Here is a 14,859-nt window from a genome sequence, read left to right on the forward strand (position 1 = left end):
ATTTCATAAAAAGTTGCAAAAATATTTCTTAAAGCAAAAAAATATTATAAAAAGAATTTAGAAAAAAGCCATTTTTCCTAAATTCTTTGCCCTTTTTAGTCTTCTAGTCTCACGGCTATTGATCTTTTATGGGCCGTTAGTCCTTCGGCTTCGGCTAGTTGCATGCATGGTTTGCTAAGGTGCATGATGCCCTTTCTGCTAACTGAGATGATAGAGCTTCGCTTCATAAAATTTTCAACTCCAAGCGGTGAGTAAAATCTCGCACTTCCGCCAGTTGGCAAGGTGTGGTTTGGTCCAGCTAAATAATCGCCCATCGCTTCAGGTGTGAAGTGTCCAAAAAATATCGCACCAGCGTGTTTTACCTCGTCCATATAACTTAGGGCATCATTTATAGCGATCTCTAAGTGTTCCACTGCAAGCTCGTTCATCAGTTTAAAGCACTCCTGCAAGTCTTTTGCGACGATGATAGCGGCTTTGTTTCTCATGCTAGCACTTGCGATAGGCTCACGTTTTAGTGTTTTTAGCTCGTCCTCTATATGTCTTTGCACTGCCCTTGCGAAGGCCTCCACTGGCGTTATCAAAAAGGCGCTTGCGATCTCGTCGTGCTCGGCTTGTGAGAGTAGATCGATCGCTATGTGGCGAGGGTCCGCGCTATCATCAGCGATCACGCCTATCTCGCTTGGGCCTGCGATCATATCGATATTTACGTCTCCATAAACTAGCTTTTTAGCAGTCGCTACGTAGATGTTGCCAGGTCCTGTGATGACATCGACCTTTGGCACGGTTGCTGTGCCGTACGCCATCGCTGCGATCGCGCTTGCGCCGCCTATTTTAAAGGCTGTTTTGATACCACAAAGATGCATCGCAGCAAGGAGTAGAGGATTTACCTTGCCATTTGGCGCTGGAGTGCAAACTACGATCTCTTTTACGCCAGCAACGATTGCTGGGATAGCATTCATAAGAAGCGAGCTAGGATATGCCGCCTTGCCACCTGGGATATAAAGGCCAGCGCGATCAACCGGGGTGTATTTTGCGCCAAGCAAGATATCGTGCTCGTCTTTATAGGTCCAGTCGCTTGGCTTTGTGCGCTCGTGATAGCTTTTTATCCTGTCGTGGGCTAAATTTAGAGCCACTCTTAGAGCGTTATCTAGCGAGTTATAGGCTGCTTCCATCTCTTTTACGTCGATTATTATGTCGTTTTTGCTTGTGACATTAAATTTATCAAATTTGCTTATCTGGGCAAAAAGCGCGCTATCACCATCTTTTCTTATCTCGTCTATTATGCCCGCAACTACTGGCATCACGGCACTCATGTCATTGTCGCTTCGTCTAACAAGCTGCGAAAATTTACTCTCAAAGTCAGCGTCGCTGCTGTGTAAAAATTTCATTTATGATCCTTTGTTTTTAGTTTTCTCTCATATCTTTGTTTTTGTGTAATGTTACCTAAAATTCCGCCTTGGTGGATATATAAAATTTCACTCCCAAGCTTATCTAAATTTGCAAAAAGTGTTATAAAGCCCACTGGGTCGTAGATAAGCTCAAATTCTACGCCACTTTTGCACACTTCAAGCCAAATTTCATAAAGCTCAGGGTATAAATTTCCAAAATGATACTTCTTTGGGGGATTTAAAATTTGCACATTGCTGTTTTTATCTAGCTCGTAAATTTGCTTTTTTAGATAGTCGCTATCCCCTACGCAAGGCGCGGTAAATACTCTAAGATCGGTGTGCTTTGCTAGGTAGCATGCACTTGTGCCAGTGCCTGAGGGCAAGAAAATATCAGGCCTTATGCCACTTTTTTTGCTCCACTCATCTATCTCACGCGCTTGCGTGATAAAGCCAAGCTCAGCCTCACTCTGCGCCACGCCCTCGTTTATAAAGAGCGCATTTTCGCTCTTTGCTAGCTCTTTAGCAAATTTCTCACGCTCCTCTTTTACAAAAATCTCCATCCCATTTTCAAGTGCAAATTTGAAATTTCCAACTGGATTTTGCTCTAAATTTGAGCTTAAATGAGAGACAACGTAGTAAAATTTAAGCCCCTTTAGCCTAGCAAAAAGGCTTAGGCTATACATAGCATTTGACTGGCTTGAGCCGTGAGATACGATGGCTTTGATGCCGCCAAGATCGGTCTTTAAAAAGTACTCTAGCTTTCTTGCTTTGTTACCGTTGAACTCGCCTAGCAGATCATCTCTTAAGAGCCAAAACTCTCGCCCTCTTAAGCGAATTTTATCAATCACCCTTAAACTCCAAAAATTTCTCTATCTCGTTGATAGCCTCTTTGTTTGAGAGTGAAAATTTGATCTCGATGCGCCTTGAAGCGTCCTTGTCCTCGGCTCCATCTTTAAAAACTAGCTCGTTGTAACTTCGACCACTTGCGACAAGCAGCTTTCTAAGGCGTGCGTCATCATCAAATGAGTTTATAAATTCCATCACGGCGTAGGCTCTTTTTTGTGAAAGCTCTAGGTTGTAAATGTAGCTTCCGTCACTATCCGTAAAGCCCTCGATCACGATCTGATCGATGTTTGAGGCGATCTCTTTATCATTTAAAAGCACGTCAAAATACTTACTAAGTGTGGCTTTTAGCTCCTCTTTGACCTCCTCTTTTAAGACCGCACTTGCTTTATCAAAAAGCACTGAGGAGCTAAGCTTTAGAGCGCCTGAGTTTGGATCGATCTCGATGCTATTTCCAAGCCTATCTTTTAAGGCGGAGATCACTTTTACCCTTATGCCAGTTAGGTTTTTGACCCTATCACGAGTGACGTTTAGATCTCTTAAAAGCTCGTCATATCTAGCCTCTTTTTTGCTCACTTGCTCGAGCAAAAAGGCGATCTTGGCTAAATTTTTCTCGCCGCTTGCATTTGCGTCGCTAAGCGCTCTATCTTTTGATAAAATTTCATCATTTAGCACGATCATCTTTTGATTTAGATCAAAAATGCTAGCATTTAGCTCTTTTATGCTCGCATTTGCATCCTTATTTTCGTTTATGAGCTGGGCTAGTTTTTCTTTTAGGGCGTCTATTTGTATGACAAAAATTTCATTTGATTTTTTTAAATTTATGTTTTCGTCGCTTATCTTTGAAAGCTCGCTTTTTAGGGCATCATTTAGCTCTTCAAGGGTAAAATTTCTGCCCTGAGCGTCTTTTAAATTTGCTAAAGCTGCGATGATAGCTTGCTCTTTATTTTCAAGAGTGTTTTGAGTTAGGACGTATTTTACGACGACAGCGCCTATTAGCAGCATAAAAACAAAGAGCAGACCAGCCATCAAGTCTGCGTACGAAACCCAAAAGCTCGATTGATCCTCGTTATTTTTGTTTATTTTCATTGCACTAGATTTTCGATTTTTTCTATTACAGAATTTGCTTCTTTGTCGATCTCGTCTATGTTCTTCTTAAGCTCAGCAATGAGGCTCTCGCGCTCTTTTTCACGCTCCAAGCTCCTGCCCTCTTGCTCGTAGGCCGCCTTAAATATCGTCGCACTCTCCACGAGTGAGGCTCTAAATGCCTTTAACACCTCGTTTTGCTCTTTCATCAAAGAGAGAGAAAATTCTTTTAAAATAGCATCAAAACTCTTGATAGTCTGCTCAAATTTTAGCTGGCTCTCTTTTGTGGCATTTAAATTTCTGCTAAAAATTTCGCCAAGCTTTGCATGCTCGGTTAAAATTTTAACCTCCATATCTTTAAAGGCGTTAGAAAACGCGCCAACTGCCTTTAGTATATCGGAGTGGATCTTTACAAATTCATCTTGTTTTAGCCCAGATTCATTTAGCATTTTTAAACTTGCGCTAAGCTCTGCCTTGCTTTGATTGATGATATTTTTTTCAACCTCACAAAGCTCTTTTAGGCTGTTAAATTTCTCATTTACTTGCTCGTTTAAATTTCTTACAAATTTATCGTCAAGTACCATTTTAAAGGCGTCGTGGCTATCTTTAAAGTAGCCCACACTTGCCTTCATGAAATTTGCATTTAGCTCATTTTCTTGCCAGAAAAACTCACGGCTTAGCTCTTTTTGCTCGCTGTAAAATCTCTCAAATTTACTAATGCCGATCTTTTCAAAAAACATCCACCAAAGCGCTAAAAATATGCCATATATCGATACATAAAACGCCGTAGCTACGCCGTTTAGCAGTATAGCGATCTCTTTTTCTAGGCCGTTTGCGGTGCTTGAGCTAAAGCTTGGCATAGAGATAGCGATACTGATAAATGTGCCCAAAATTCCAAGCATAGGAAAGACTGCTTGACCGATGTTTGCTAGGTTGTCATTTCTAAAATTTCTTGTATAGCTCTCAAAAAAATCTTCAAATTTAGCGTTTGCCTTTTTGACGCCTGAAATTTCAAAGAGATGAGCGATGATAAATTCTTTTAGTCTTATCTTGTAATCTTTGGCATTTGCTAAAAAATTTGAGTAAGCTACCAAGGCACTGTGACGTGAAAATACAAAAGCGACAAAGAGTATAACGCCCATCATCATGATGGTGTGAAGCTTCATCTGAAAATTTATAACGCCAAGATAGGCTAGTATCGCCAAGATGTAGATGGCTAAAGGGATAAAGATAACTTTAAAAAAGACAAAGAAAGAGTGAGCTTGGTGCTCCTTTGGCACGCTTAGCTCACTAAAATCATTTTGATTTTGCATAGGATTAGTTCCTATTTAGGCAGTTTAAGTCGCTAAAAGCAGTCTGAAGACGCTTAACCATGCTCTCCTCGCCACTTCTTAGCCATTTCCTTGGATCGTAGTATTTTTTATTTGGCTTATCATCGCCCTCTGGGTTGCCGATCTGACCTTGCAAGTATGCTCTATTTTTGGCCTCATACTCGCGCACGCCGTCCCAGAAAGCCCACTGAGTATCGGTGTCAATGTTCATCTTGATAACGCCGTAACTTACAGCATTTTTGATATCTTTTAGCTCGCTACCGCTACCACCATGAAATACAAAATTTACTGGCTTGTCGCTTTTTGTGTTAAATTTCTTAGCGACATAGGCTTGTGAGTTTTTAAGAATTTCTGGTCTTAGCACGACATTGCCTGGTTTATAAACGCCGTGAACGTTGCCAAAGCTAGCCGCGATGCTAAATTTATCGCTTATCTTACTTAGTCTTTCATAAGCAAGCGCGACGTCCTCTGGCTGAGTATAAAGAAGTGCGTTATCAACACTTGTGTTATCTACGCCATCTTCTTCGCCGCCAGTGACGCCTAGCTCGATTTCTAAGCTGATGCCAAGCTCGCTAAGCTCTTTTAGATACTTCTCGCACGTGCTTAAATTTTCGTTGATATTCTCTTCACTAAGATCAAGCATGTGAGAGCTAAAAAGTGGCACGCCGTGAGTTTTTTTATACTCATGGCTTGCTTTTACTAACTCATCTATCCAAGGCAAAAGCTTTCTAGCAGCGTGGTCAGTGTGTAAAATGACTGGCACGCCATAAGCCTTGGCAAGCAGATGAACATGCTTTGCTCCAGCGATCGCACCAAGAACGGCTGCGTTTTCGCAGGCTTTACCAGCGTAAAAACCTGCACCGCCATTACTAAACTGAACGATAACAGGCGAGTTAGCAACCTTTGCCGCTTCTAAAACAGCATTTACTGAGTCGCTGCCTACGACATTTACAGCAGGTATTGCAAAACCTTGCTCTTTGGCATAAGCATAAAGTTTTGTTACATCATCTCCGCTTAAAACACCAGGTTTTACGATATCTAAAACGCCCATTTTATCCTCCAAATTTTATTTGTATTCTATCTTTGCTTTTTGGCGTAAAGCTTCACTTTTTTGTCTAACAGCAGCTTGGAATTTCTCCATTTTTACAGCTTGCTCGATCTCTGGTTTTGCTTGCTCAAAGCTTACAGTGCCAGCAGCTTTGCCATCTTCTTTTAAGATAACGTGGTAGCCAAACTGAGTTTTAACTGGCTTAGTTGAAACTGTGCCATTAGCCATTGAAAATGCTGCGTCTGCAAAAGGTTTTACCATTTGGCTTTGACCAAACCAGCCAAGCTCGCCGCCGTGTGCTGCTGAACCTTTGTCGATTGATTTTTGGCTTGCTAGCTCTGCAAATTTCTTAGTTAGCGCCTCGCCTTTTAAATTTTTAAGTTGAGCGATGATGTCGTTTGCTGTTTTTTCATCTTCAACTAAGATATGTCTTGCTCTTGCTTGAGCTGGTTGGTTCATGCTAGCTTTGTTTTTGTTGTAAAAATCTCTTAAATCGCTATCGCTTACTTTTATACCGTCAAATAATTTTCTCATATAAAGCTCAACTGCGATACCTTCTTGTGCAGCTTTTACAGCCTTGATGTAATCAACATCTTTTTCAATGCCTGTCGCTTTTGCGTCTTTTAAAAGAAGTTTTCTGTTGATTAGATCGTCGATTATACGTTTTTTCTCATTTGGTTGAAGCTTGCTGGCGTCAAAACCTGGCATAGCTGCTGATAAAAGTGCTGAGATATCGCTATCATTTATAGCATCGCCATCAACTGTTGCAACTACTGCTGCGTTTAGAGTGACAGCTGCAGCTAAACTTAAAACTGCTGGAAACAAAAATTTTTTCATATAAATCCTTTAAAAAATTGATTTTATGGGCAAAATTATATCAAATAATGCGGTAACTTTTCGTTTAACTTGTAATTTTAGGTAAAATAGCCAAATGAGAACAAAAAAAGATATTTTAGAGATAAAAAAAAGGCTTTTAGAAGAGTTTAAAGACGCCAAAAGCGAGCTTAAATTTAGAAATTTATATGAACTTCTTGTCTGCGTCATGCTCTCAGCTCAGTGCACCGACAAAAGGGTAAATTTGATCACACCTGCCCTATTTGAGGCATATAAAGATGTTTTTGAGCTAGCAAGTGCAAATTTAGCCAGTCTAAAACTCATGATAAACTCATGCAGCTTTTTTAACAACAAGGCTGTAAATTTGATCAAGATGGCAAACAGCGTGGTTGAGCTCTATAACGGCGAAATTCCGCTTGATGAAGAGAAGCTAAAAGCCCTTGCTGGAGTTGGACAAAAGACCGCTCACGTCGTGCTTTTAGAGGCGACGAATGCAAACGTAATGGCAGTTGATACGCATGTTTTTAGAGTATCACATAGACTTGGCTTAAGCAGCGCAAAGACGCCAGAAGCGACTGAAGAGGATCTAAGTCTTGCCTTTAAAACCGAGCTTGGCAAGCTTCATCAAGGCATGGTTCTTTTTGGACGCTACACCTGCAAGGCTAAAAAGCCGCTTTGTTTTGAATGCATACTAAGCGATCTTTGTAAAAGCAAGGATAAGGCGATATAGATAAAATTTGCTAGAAATTTCTAGCAAATTTTGTTTTTAAGAGTTATATTTTTTAACGATACCGCGAACGACTTTTTCGATAAAAAGCGCAGAAGCTACTTCACAGTGCTCTCTTGTAGAGTGAGGTGAGTAGATGTTTGGTCCAATAGAACATGCACTAAGACCTGCCTTTTTCTCTAAAAGCACTCCACATTCAAGGCCTGCATGCACGGCTGTTATCCTTGCATTTGGCTTATAAATTTTAAGCTCTTCTAAGATATCGTTTGCAAATTTATCATTTATAGGCTTCCAAGCTGGGTTTCTATCCTTGCTGATAACATGAAAACCAACTGCTTTTGCAAGCTCTGAAATTTCAAATTCCATTCTATTTAGCCCGTCTTTACTCATAGATCTTGCGAAAAACTCTACTTCAAGCGTGCCATCATCTTTGATCTTTACAAGCGAGAGATTGACACTATCTTGCGGTATGCCAAGCTCGCAGTTATAGGCTCTTACGCCTTGAGAAAATGAGTTGATTAAAGCTAAAATTTTCTCGCCATTTTCTAAAATTTCTTCACCCGTGCCAAGCTTTTTCACGCTTAAATTTTCACACTCGCTCTTTAGCTCTTTATCGCTTAAAACCAGTGCAGTTGCGCTACTTGGGATAGAGTTGCTTCGCTCGCCACCTTCAAATTTAACAAGCTTGCAGCCATTTTTAGTGATAAATGCCGCCAAAACCTTGATCGCATTTGGGATGTTTTTATGTATCTCATTGCCAGAGTGTCCGCCAGGTAGGCCGCTTACTTTTACTTCATAAAGCGTGCTCTCTTTTGTTTTTTTACTATTGAGCGCGATATTAGCAAACAAATTTACACCGCCAGCGCAGCCGATAGTGACGCGGTCGTCCTCTTCGCTGTCTAAATTTAAAAGCTTATCGGCTTTTAAATCGCCGCTAAAGCCAGCAGCTCCGACCATGCCGACCTCTTCGTTGTTTGTAAAGAGGCACTCTATGTCGTCAAATTCGCTTATCATCTGCATCATGATAGCTACACCTATGCCGTTATCAGCGCCTAGAGATGAGTTTTTAGCCCTCATGTAGCCATCATCGCCATAAACTATCTCGATCTTTGGCGCATCGCCCATGCAGACCATATCGTAGTGGCTCTGCAAGCAAATTTTTGGCTTGCCTTTGAATGCATGAACGTTGCCAAAGCTATCGACCACGACTTCACAGCCCTTATCTCTTGCAAAATCGGCCAGAAAATCACGCATCTTGTCAGTATCGTAACTGCAGTGCGGTATCGCTGCAAGTGTCTCAAATTTCGTTAGAATTTCGCTCTTTGACATATTTGCCTCCATAAATTTATTTTATCTCGCCTTTATAGCCAGTCGCATCGACCGCTTTTAAAAGCTCTTTTTCATCGACCTTGTCATCTGCTACAACGACAGCTTTTCGCTCTTTTAGCGATACATCTGCCTTTTTGACACCCTCAACGCTAAGTGCGGCCTTTCTTACTATCGCCGTGCAAAGCGGACAGTGCATGCTAGGCACCAAAATTTCTATCGTTTTCTCAGCGTAGCAACTAAGTGCAAGAATGGCTAAAACTAAAATTTTACGCATAAATTTCTCCTAAAAGCTCCGGATATGTAAGGAGTAAAAGCAAAATCACTCCAAAAAGTATATATATAAGTATCCATTTTTTCTTTTTGTAGCTTAGGTTGCAGCTTTTTGGCTTGTAAAACAGAGCTACACCTGAGATCACAAAGCAAATGACGGCCACGACGCTTAAAGGGACGCGGTACTCGTATAAATTTTGTGTCCAAGATAGAAATGAAAAAGATGTGCCAAAAAGCAAGAAAAGAAGTGCCGGCAAGCAGCACAAGGTAGCGCCGATAGCACTACCTATGGATGTTAGTATCAGCCAAAAGGCTCTCATTTTAGCTCTGTTGAGACATAGTCGTAGCTAAATTCTTTTGGCGAATAGTAGTTTTGCGTGTTGCCATCAACTTCAGCGTATGGATAGCCAAAGTTGTTTAGCGGTGTTTGCTCTGGAGTTGGCTTTAAGATAAAGTCACGTCCATAGTTAAAGCCTATCCAGCACATCTCCCAATTGCCAAAGCAATAATCCCTAACAGCTACGATCTTAGCGTCGTCGTTTGTAAGCTTCTCACCAAGTCTTACCTTTGTAACGTCTGCTGGATCAACTGGTATCCAACCATAGCCTTTTAAGTAAAACTCGGCCCTGCAGTGCTGTCCGCCTGAAATTTTAGCCACGCCATCTTTTGCGCTGCCCATTTGGTCTGAAAATCTAGACTGACCAACTCTAATGCCAAAAATTTCTCTAGCAGGTATGCCAACTGATCTGCAAAGTCCCACAAAAACTGAGTTTATGTCGGTGCATTTGCCAACTAGCTTGCCACTTTCTAGGATCGCTTTAACATCGCCCGTGCCACATCCTAAGATGCTATTGTCACGCTGCATAGTGTTTGCAACCCACGTATATATCGCTTTTGCGCGCTCCAAATCGCCTTTAGTATTGCCGATAATCTCTAGCGCTTTTGCTCTTACGACGCCATCTGTTGGGATGTGTGAAGTTGGTTTTAAAAACTCCAAAACAGCAGGATCGACCTTCTCATTTGGATCGAAATTTACCTTGCTAAAGTCGGTATTGCGCTCTGTTGTTTGGATCTTAAACTGGATATTTAAAATAGGTCTTTGCTCATTTTCTTCAAATTCGCCATACATTGTAGGTATTAGCGTGTCTGAGATATAGACGTTTTTAGCGGTTGTGTTTATGACGTAGTCTTGGGTTAGTTGCTGATAAGTGGTGCTTAGTGGGAGTGGTAGCCAAATTCTCGAGCTTTTGCCCTTTTCAAGAATCAGATGTTTGAAATTTACGTCGAAATTTCTAACTACTGGGCTTGCTGGCTCGTCGCTAGCTAGGGTGACACTTGGAAGCAGACTTGCTGCACCTAAAAAACTACTGAATTTAAAAAAATCTCTTCTTTGCATAAAATGCCTTTTGCTTAATCTTAGCCAAACTTGGCTCTAAAACTGCCTGCTATTCTAGCATAAAATTTTTATTTATGATAAAATCCGCCACATGAAAAAGATTATATTTTTAGGCTTTATAGCGCTATTTTGCAACGGTTGTCTTTATATGAATGAGCGTGGAGTTTCGACTCAGTATTATAATGATTGTAAAGAGTATTATGACGCGACTGGCACCTACCAAAAAGAGTGTCCGCACAACATCGTCGACTGGAAATAGCGTGGATCTTAGCAAATTTAACGAGCAGCAAAAGCAAATTTATAATAGAATAGAAAATTTAGCAAATTTTGATTGTGAATTTAGCCTCTCTGATAGCGTAAATGTCAAATTTAAAAATTTAGATAAAGCCAAAAAATATGAAATTTACAACCTCGCCCTTAGCCTAAAGCCTTGGCGAAAAGGGCCATTCTTGCTTGATGATATATATATAGATAGCGAGTGGCAAAGTTTTATTAAATTTAACATCCTAACCCCGCACCTAAATTTAGCTAACAAAAGTGTGGCTGACGTGGGTTGTAACAATGGATATTATATGTTTAAGATGCTTGAGTACGGCCCAAAAAGCATAACTGGCTTTGATCCTAGCGTGCATACATATTTGCAGTTTGCTTTTTTAAATAAATTTATCCGCTCAAATATCAACTATGAGCTTCTTGGGGTAGAGAGCTTGCCAGAATACGTAGCGAAATTTGACACTATTTTTTGCCTTGGTGTCATCTATCACAGAAGTGACCCTATCAAGATGCTAAAAGAGCTAAAAACCGCGCTAAATCCTGGTGGCGAGCTATTTTTAGATACGATGTATATAGATATGGATGGCGACTTTGCCCTAAGCCCAAAAGATAGATACTCAAAAATTCCAAATATCTACTTTGTGCCAACGCTTAGCGCGCTTTGTAACTGGTGCGAGAGGGCTAAATTTAAGGACTTTACTCTGCTTGATACAAAGACGACTGATCTAAACGAACAGCGAAAAACACAGTGGATAGATGGAGAGAGTCTTGGAAATTTCCTAGACCCAGACGACAGCACAAAGACCATCGAGGGCTACCCAGCACCAAAAAGAGCCTATGTAAGAGTTAAAATTTAAGGATAAATATGGCAGATGAAAATATTTTTGAAGCAAAAGACGAGTCGCAAATAATCCTCCCAGAGGACGAAAACCCGCTAAGAAACGAGATAAAAACAGCTCCTTTAACAAAGCTAAATTTTAGTGGAACGGCATTTTTACTTGAGAAAAATCACGCAAAAACTAGATTTTTTACCACGGCTGACATGGTAAGTGACGCTGAGGGGCTCATACATAGCGGTTTTGTCTTTATGGGGGCTAACTACGCAGCACTTTTAGCTATAAATGAGGAATTTTGCGTTAGCATCGGAGCTAGGATAAATTTCTTTGGACCACTCAAACTTGGCGATGTGGTCGAATTTGACGCACAAGCAAGGTTTGAAGAGAGCAGAAAAAGAGAGGTAAAAGTGATAGGCTACGTAAAAGAGATCAAGATCTTTGAAGGTGTCTTTCAGCTTGTCACGCTTGAAGAGCATATCTTTGTCACTCAGCAAAAAAATATCCAAAAAGAAGCCGCCATAAGACAAAAGAAAGAGCGCGAAGAGGCGCAGGCCAAAAACAACGGCTAAATTTAACTGATGAGATATAAAATCTCATCTTTTAACTTCAAATAAACTCAAATTTTTAAAGACAAATCTTATCTTATTATCCTAATTTGGTAAATGATCGGTAACAATTTTTTTAAATTTTAGTGAAATTTAAGCTATAAAATTAATTTTATATGATAATATCCTTTCAAAACATTTTTATCAAAAGGAGATTTAGATGAAACTTACAAAAGTTAGCTTAGCTGCTTTGGTTGCTTTAGGTGCATTTTCAAGCGTTGCAAGTGCAACTCCACTTGAAGAAGCTATAAAAAACGTAGATCTTTCAGGATATGCTAGATATCGTTATACAAATGATAATATTAAGGATAGCACAGCAAAAACTACAAAAAAACATAACGCAAATCATGTATTTAGAATGCAAACAGCATTTAAAGCTGCAATAGACGATAATTTCTTTGGTGTTTTAAATTTAAGATATCAAGCAAAAGATAACTCTGGCGATGGTGTTACAGGTGGTACTGATAAAACAAATACAACTGGATCATTTGGTGTATACGAGATGTATCTAGGATATAAAATAGGCAACACTACCGTTACAGCTGGCAAACAACTTATTAAAACATTCTATGATGATGGTGATATAGCTGGCACTGGTCTAAAAGTGGTAAATACTGATGTACCTGGTCTTACTTTAACAGCAGCAGCTTATGATGCATTACAAAGTGATGGCTATGAAGTAGATGGTCCACTACTAAGTACAATGGCAAGCGGTCTTAGCGATGCTCCAGGCAACCTTTATTATTTAGGTGCAGCTGGTAGCTATGATCCAGTATCATTTAAAGTAGCTATTGCAAATATTCAAGAATTTGCTACACTTTATGGTGCTGATGCTGGTGTAAGCTTTAATGTAACTGATGATGTTAACCTAAACTTAAAAGGTCAATTTGTTCATAATGACTCAGATCACAAAGATGTAGCTGATGCAAATTTCTGGGCAGTTCAAGCTGGCACAAAACTATTTGGTGCTAAACTTAATGCTGGTTATTTAGACTTTGACGCTCAAAACAAAGACAATAATAAAATTTCATTTGTAACGCTTGATGCAAATGGCGAACTTATCAACCCAACAAAAATTCTAAATGGTGTAATAGGTTCTGCAACTAGTGGACAACAATATTACAACAATATCAAAGGCAATAATGATTACTGGTTTGTTAATGCTGGATATGATATAGATAAATTTGGCTTTGGTGCTGGATATACTCAAGGTAAAGGCTATAGCTGGGCGCTTGGCAAAGAGAGAGCAAAAAGAAGCGAATGGTCACTTGATGCTAGCTACAAATACAGCAAAAAACTTACATTCCTTTCTTGGTATGCAGCTGCTAAAGATAAAAAAGACGGCGAAAGCTACAAACAAGATCGTATCAGATTTGAAGCAAAATATAGCTTCTAAAAACATTTATCCGAGCGAGCTTTCGCTCGGATCTTCTTAACTTCTCAATACTTAATCAAAATCAGCAAATATAACTAATAAAATTTATATAATGCCAAACAAAAAGGGCAAAAAATGTATCTTTTCTCTCTCATTACGCATTTAGTTTGCGCCATTATTTTTATAGGTTATGTATTTTTTGATGTTTGCATATATCCATTTGCTAAAAAAACGGTAAATCCACAAACTCTTGAAGCTGTCAAAAAGGCTTACACAAAAGGCAGTGCAAAGGTTTTTGGCACGGCATTTTTACTACTTTTGATAAGTGGGGCATATATGGCAAAGGACTATCTTGGAGGCGATCATGGTTGGTGGCAGAGCAACTTTCAAAAGCTTTTGCTAGCAAAGATCGCTATTTTGCTTCTAATGTGCCTTATCACTTTAATCTCAGTTCTTAATGTCACTATCTTAAAAAAGCCAGATCCATTTGGTAAATTTTCACATCTCATAGCTCTTATTCTTTGCTTGATAATAGTCGTTTTAGCAAAACTCATGTGGTGGCTTTAGCAAAACTTGACTGTAAATTTAAAGCACAAATTTGCAGCCAAGCTCAAATAAATTTAATCAATGCTCTTTAGCTTATCCTTATTTAGCCCCTCTTCTATGCGCTTGATCTCTTCGCTTCCATCTCTCACGACGCTTTTGTCGTATTTTAGATACTCATCTATCTTTTTTGGATACTCGACATGAGTTAGGATAAATTTAAAGACGTTTAGCCTAGCCTCTTTTTTATTGTCACTTGAGACGATCACCCACGGCGAGATACTGTTGTGAGAGGCAAGTAGCATCGAGTATTTGGCGATGGAGTACTGATCCCAAAGCTCTTGCGCTTTTTGATCTACTGGAGAGATCTTGAACTGCTTTAGCGGGTCATTTAGACGTTCTTTAAAGCGCTTTTTTTGCTCCTCTTTTGTGATCGAGAGGTAAATTTTAAAGAAAATGATGCCTGAGTTTATGATCATCTCTTCAAATTTTGGCACCTCGCGCAAGAACTCTTTGTGCTCAGCCTGCGTGCAAAAGCCCATCACTGGCTCTACGCCAGCCCTGTTGTACCAGCTTCTATCAAAGATGACGATCTCGCCAGCGCTTGGCAGATGTGTCACATATCTTTGAAAGTACCACTGCGTCTTCTCGACGTCACTTGGCTTTGTAAGTGCCACGATACGGCAACCGCGTGGATTTAGATGCTCGGTTAAGCGCTTTATCGTGCCACCCTTGCCAGCTGCATCTCGACCCTCCATTAACATGAGCACTCTAAGCCCCTTATCTTTGACATGATTTTGGAATTTTAAAAGTTCTATCTGAAGCAGCCTAAGCTCATCTTCGTAGCCGAGTTTATCTGATTTTTGGTGTTTTTTATCCTTTGACATCATCGCTCCTTTTGAAAATTTCACGCTTTTTCACGATTTTACTATAAAATAGAATAAATTTAAGAATTTAGACTAAAATCATCTCTTT

General features: G+C 39.9%; 17 protein-coding genes. 6 read left to right on the forward strand and 11 right to left on the reverse strand.

The annotated features are described in order from the left end of the window. Positions 1-95: 95 nt before the first annotated feature. The 6 genes from hisD to G6W42_RS04835 are packed head-to-tail and all read right to left on the reverse strand — an operon-like array spanning position 96 to position 6,533. The gene (gene hisD, locus G6W42_RS04810; protein ID WP_194173159.1) at positions 96-1,388 is read right to left on the reverse strand and encodes a histidinol dehydrogenase; all 1,293 of its coding nucleotides are present in this window, start codon (positions 1,386-1,388) and stop codon (positions 96-98) included. Continuing rightward, positions 1,385-2,236, reverse strand: coding sequence for a pyridoxal-phosphate dependent enzyme (locus G6W42_RS04815; protein WP_194173160.1), 852 nt, complete (start codon positions 2,234-2,236; stop codon positions 1,385-1,387). Before G6W42_RS04815 ends, hisD begins: the two co-directional genes overlap by 4 nt. Continuing rightward, entirely contained in the window at positions 2,229-3,320 is a 1,092-nt protein-coding gene (locus G6W42_RS04820; RefSeq protein WP_194173161.1) for an OmpA family protein, read from the reverse strand. The genes G6W42_RS04815 and G6W42_RS04820 overlap by 8 nt, the downstream gene beginning before the upstream one ends. Further along, complete coding sequence (locus tag G6W42_RS04825) at positions 3,317-4,630, reverse strand: MotA/TolQ/ExbB proton channel family protein (RefSeq protein ID WP_194173162.1); 1,314 nt, start codon at positions 4,628-4,630, stop codon at positions 3,317-3,319. Before G6W42_RS04825 ends, G6W42_RS04820 begins: the two co-directional genes overlap by 4 nt. Before the next feature lie 4 nt (positions 4,631-4,634). Beyond that, positions 4,635-5,699, reverse strand: coding sequence for a class II fructose-bisphosphate aldolase (gene fbaA / locus G6W42_RS04830; RefSeq protein ID WP_009294115.1), 1,065 nt, complete (start codon positions 5,697-5,699; stop codon positions 4,635-4,637). Between the two features lie 15 nt (positions 5,700-5,714). Beyond that, positions 5,715-6,533 (reverse strand): peptidylprolyl isomerase, encoded by an 819-nt coding sequence (locus G6W42_RS04835; protein WP_009294116.1) that lies wholly within the window; start codon positions 6,531-6,533, stop codon positions 5,715-5,717. Between the two features lie 94 nt (positions 6,534-6,627). On the opposite strand from G6W42_RS04835, the gene nth reads away from it, so the two are divergent. Continuing rightward, a complete protein-coding gene (nth, locus tag G6W42_RS04840; RefSeq protein WP_194173163.1) occupies positions 6,628-7,260 on the forward strand; it encodes an endonuclease III in 633 nt (210 codons plus the stop codon). A 36-nt stretch (positions 7,261-7,296) separates the two neighbouring features. On the opposite strand, the gene G6W42_RS04845 is transcribed toward nth, so the two are convergent. From G6W42_RS04845 to G6W42_RS04860, 4 genes are read right to left on the reverse strand one after another with little or no spacing between them, the layout of a single operon-like run. Further along, positions 7,297-8,586 (reverse strand): M28 family peptidase, encoded by a 1,290-nt coding sequence (locus G6W42_RS04845; protein ID WP_194173164.1) that lies wholly within the window; start codon positions 8,584-8,586, stop codon positions 7,297-7,299. 16 nt (positions 8,587-8,602) lie between these two features. Continuing rightward, positions 8,603-8,860, reverse strand: coding sequence for a heavy-metal-associated domain-containing protein (locus tag G6W42_RS04850; RefSeq protein WP_194173165.1), 258 nt, complete (start codon positions 8,858-8,860; stop codon positions 8,603-8,605). Continuing rightward, a complete protein-coding gene (locus G6W42_RS04855; protein ID WP_009294140.1) occupies positions 8,853-9,176 on the reverse strand; it encodes a hypothetical protein in 324 nt (107 codons plus the stop codon). Before G6W42_RS04855 ends, G6W42_RS04850 begins: the two co-directional genes overlap by 8 nt. Further along, positions 9,173-10,252 carry a transglutaminase-like domain-containing protein gene (locus G6W42_RS04860; protein ID WP_194173166.1) on the reverse strand — a complete coding sequence of 360 codons (1,080 nt, stop codon included), beginning with the start codon at positions 10,250-10,252 and terminating at the stop codon, positions 9,173-9,175. Before G6W42_RS04860 ends, G6W42_RS04855 begins: the two co-directional genes overlap by 4 nt. A gap of 91 nt (positions 10,253-10,343) precedes the next feature. On the opposite strand from G6W42_RS04860, the gene G6W42_RS04865 reads away from it, so the two are divergent. From G6W42_RS04865 to G6W42_RS04885, 5 genes are all read left to right on the forward strand, one after another. Beyond that, entirely contained in the window at positions 10,344-10,511 is a 168-nt protein-coding gene (locus tag G6W42_RS04865) for a hypothetical protein (RefSeq protein ID WP_002942642.1), read from the forward strand. Position 10,512: 1 nt separating this feature from the next. Next, a complete protein-coding gene (gene cmoB, locus G6W42_RS04870) occupies positions 10,513-11,382 on the forward strand; it encodes a tRNA 5-methoxyuridine(34)/uridine 5-oxyacetic acid(34) synthase CmoB (RefSeq protein ID WP_346010464.1) in 870 nt (289 codons plus the stop codon). 8 nt (positions 11,383-11,390) lie between these two features. Continuing rightward, positions 11,391-11,930: a thioesterase gene (locus tag G6W42_RS04875; RefSeq protein ID WP_087580924.1), complete on the forward strand. Its 540-nt coding sequence runs from the start codon at positions 11,391-11,393 to the stop codon at positions 11,928-11,930. A gap of 196 nt (positions 11,931-12,126) precedes the next feature. Next, on the forward strand, positions 12,127-13,362 hold the full coding sequence (locus G6W42_RS04880; protein WP_194173168.1) for a major outer membrane protein: 1,236 nt from the start codon (positions 12,127-12,129) through the stop codon (positions 13,360-13,362). 114 nt (positions 13,363-13,476) lie between these two features. Then, complete coding sequence (locus G6W42_RS04885) at positions 13,477-13,908, forward strand: trehalose-6-phosphate synthase (RefSeq protein ID WP_194173169.1); 432 nt, start codon at positions 13,477-13,479, stop codon at positions 13,906-13,908. 53 nt (positions 13,909-13,961) lie between these two features. Here G6W42_RS04885 and ppk2 read toward each other — a convergent pair whose 3' ends face one another. Further along, complete coding sequence (ppk2, locus tag G6W42_RS04890) at positions 13,962-14,771, reverse strand: polyphosphate kinase 2 (protein WP_103557913.1); 810 nt, start codon at positions 14,769-14,771, stop codon at positions 13,962-13,964. Positions 14,772-14,859: the final 88 nt, after the last annotated feature.

Source organism: Campylobacter concisus (assembly GCF_015230015.1).
Classification (GTDB): Bacteria; Campylobacterota; Campylobacteria; order Campylobacterales; family Campylobacteraceae; genus Campylobacter_A; species Campylobacter_A concisus_AF.

Coding starts and splice junctions, on each gene's coding strand:
- G6W42_RS04850 (WP_194173165.1), bottom strand. CDS start 8,860: ATGCGTAAAATTTTAGTTTTAGCCATTCTTGCACTTAGTTGCTACGCT.
- nth (WP_194173163.1), top strand. CDS start 6,628: ATGAGAACAAAAAAAGATATTTTAGAGATAAAAAAAAGGCTTTTAGAA.
- G6W42_RS04880 (WP_194173168.1), top strand. CDS start 12,127: ATGAAACTTACAAAAGTTAGCTTAGCTGCTTTGGTTGCTTTAGGTGCA.
- G6W42_RS04825 (WP_194173162.1), bottom strand. CDS start 4,630: ATGCAAAATCAAAATGATTTTAGTGAGCTAAGCGTGCCAAAGGAGCAC.
- G6W42_RS04865 (WP_002942642.1), top strand. CDS start 10,344: ATGAAAAAGATTATATTTTTAGGCTTTATAGCGCTATTTTGCAACGGT.
- G6W42_RS04845 (WP_194173164.1), bottom strand. CDS start 8,586: ATGTCAAAGAGCGAAATTCTAACGAAATTTGAGACACTTGCAGCGATA.
- G6W42_RS04860 (WP_194173166.1), bottom strand. CDS start 10,252: ATGCAAAGAAGAGATTTTTTTAAATTCAGTAGTTTTTTAGGTGCAGCA.
- G6W42_RS04835 (WP_009294116.1), bottom strand. CDS start 6,533: ATGAAAAAATTTTTGTTTCCAGCAGTTTTAAGTTTAGCTGCAGCTGTC.
- fbaA (WP_009294115.1), bottom strand. CDS start 5,699: ATGGGCGTTTTAGATATCGTAAAACCTGGTGTTTTAAGCGGAGATGAT.
- G6W42_RS04855 (WP_009294140.1), bottom strand. CDS start 9,176: ATGAGAGCCTTTTGGCTGATACTAACATCCATAGGTAGTGCTATCGGC.
- G6W42_RS04875 (WP_087580924.1), top strand. CDS start 11,391: ATGGCAGATGAAAATATTTTTGAAGCAAAAGACGAGTCGCAAATAATC.
- G6W42_RS04885 (WP_194173169.1), top strand. CDS start 13,477: ATGTATCTTTTCTCTCTCATTACGCATTTAGTTTGCGCCATTATTTTT.
- G6W42_RS04820 (WP_194173161.1), bottom strand. CDS start 3,320: ATGAAAATAAACAAAAATAACGAGGATCAATCGAGCTTTTGGGTTTCG.
- ppk2 (WP_103557913.1), bottom strand. CDS start 14,771: ATGTCAAAGGATAAAAAACACCAAAAATCAGATAAACTCGGCTACGAA.
- hisD (WP_194173159.1), bottom strand. CDS start 1,388: ATGAAATTTTTACACAGCAGCGACGCTGACTTTGAGAGTAAATTTTCG.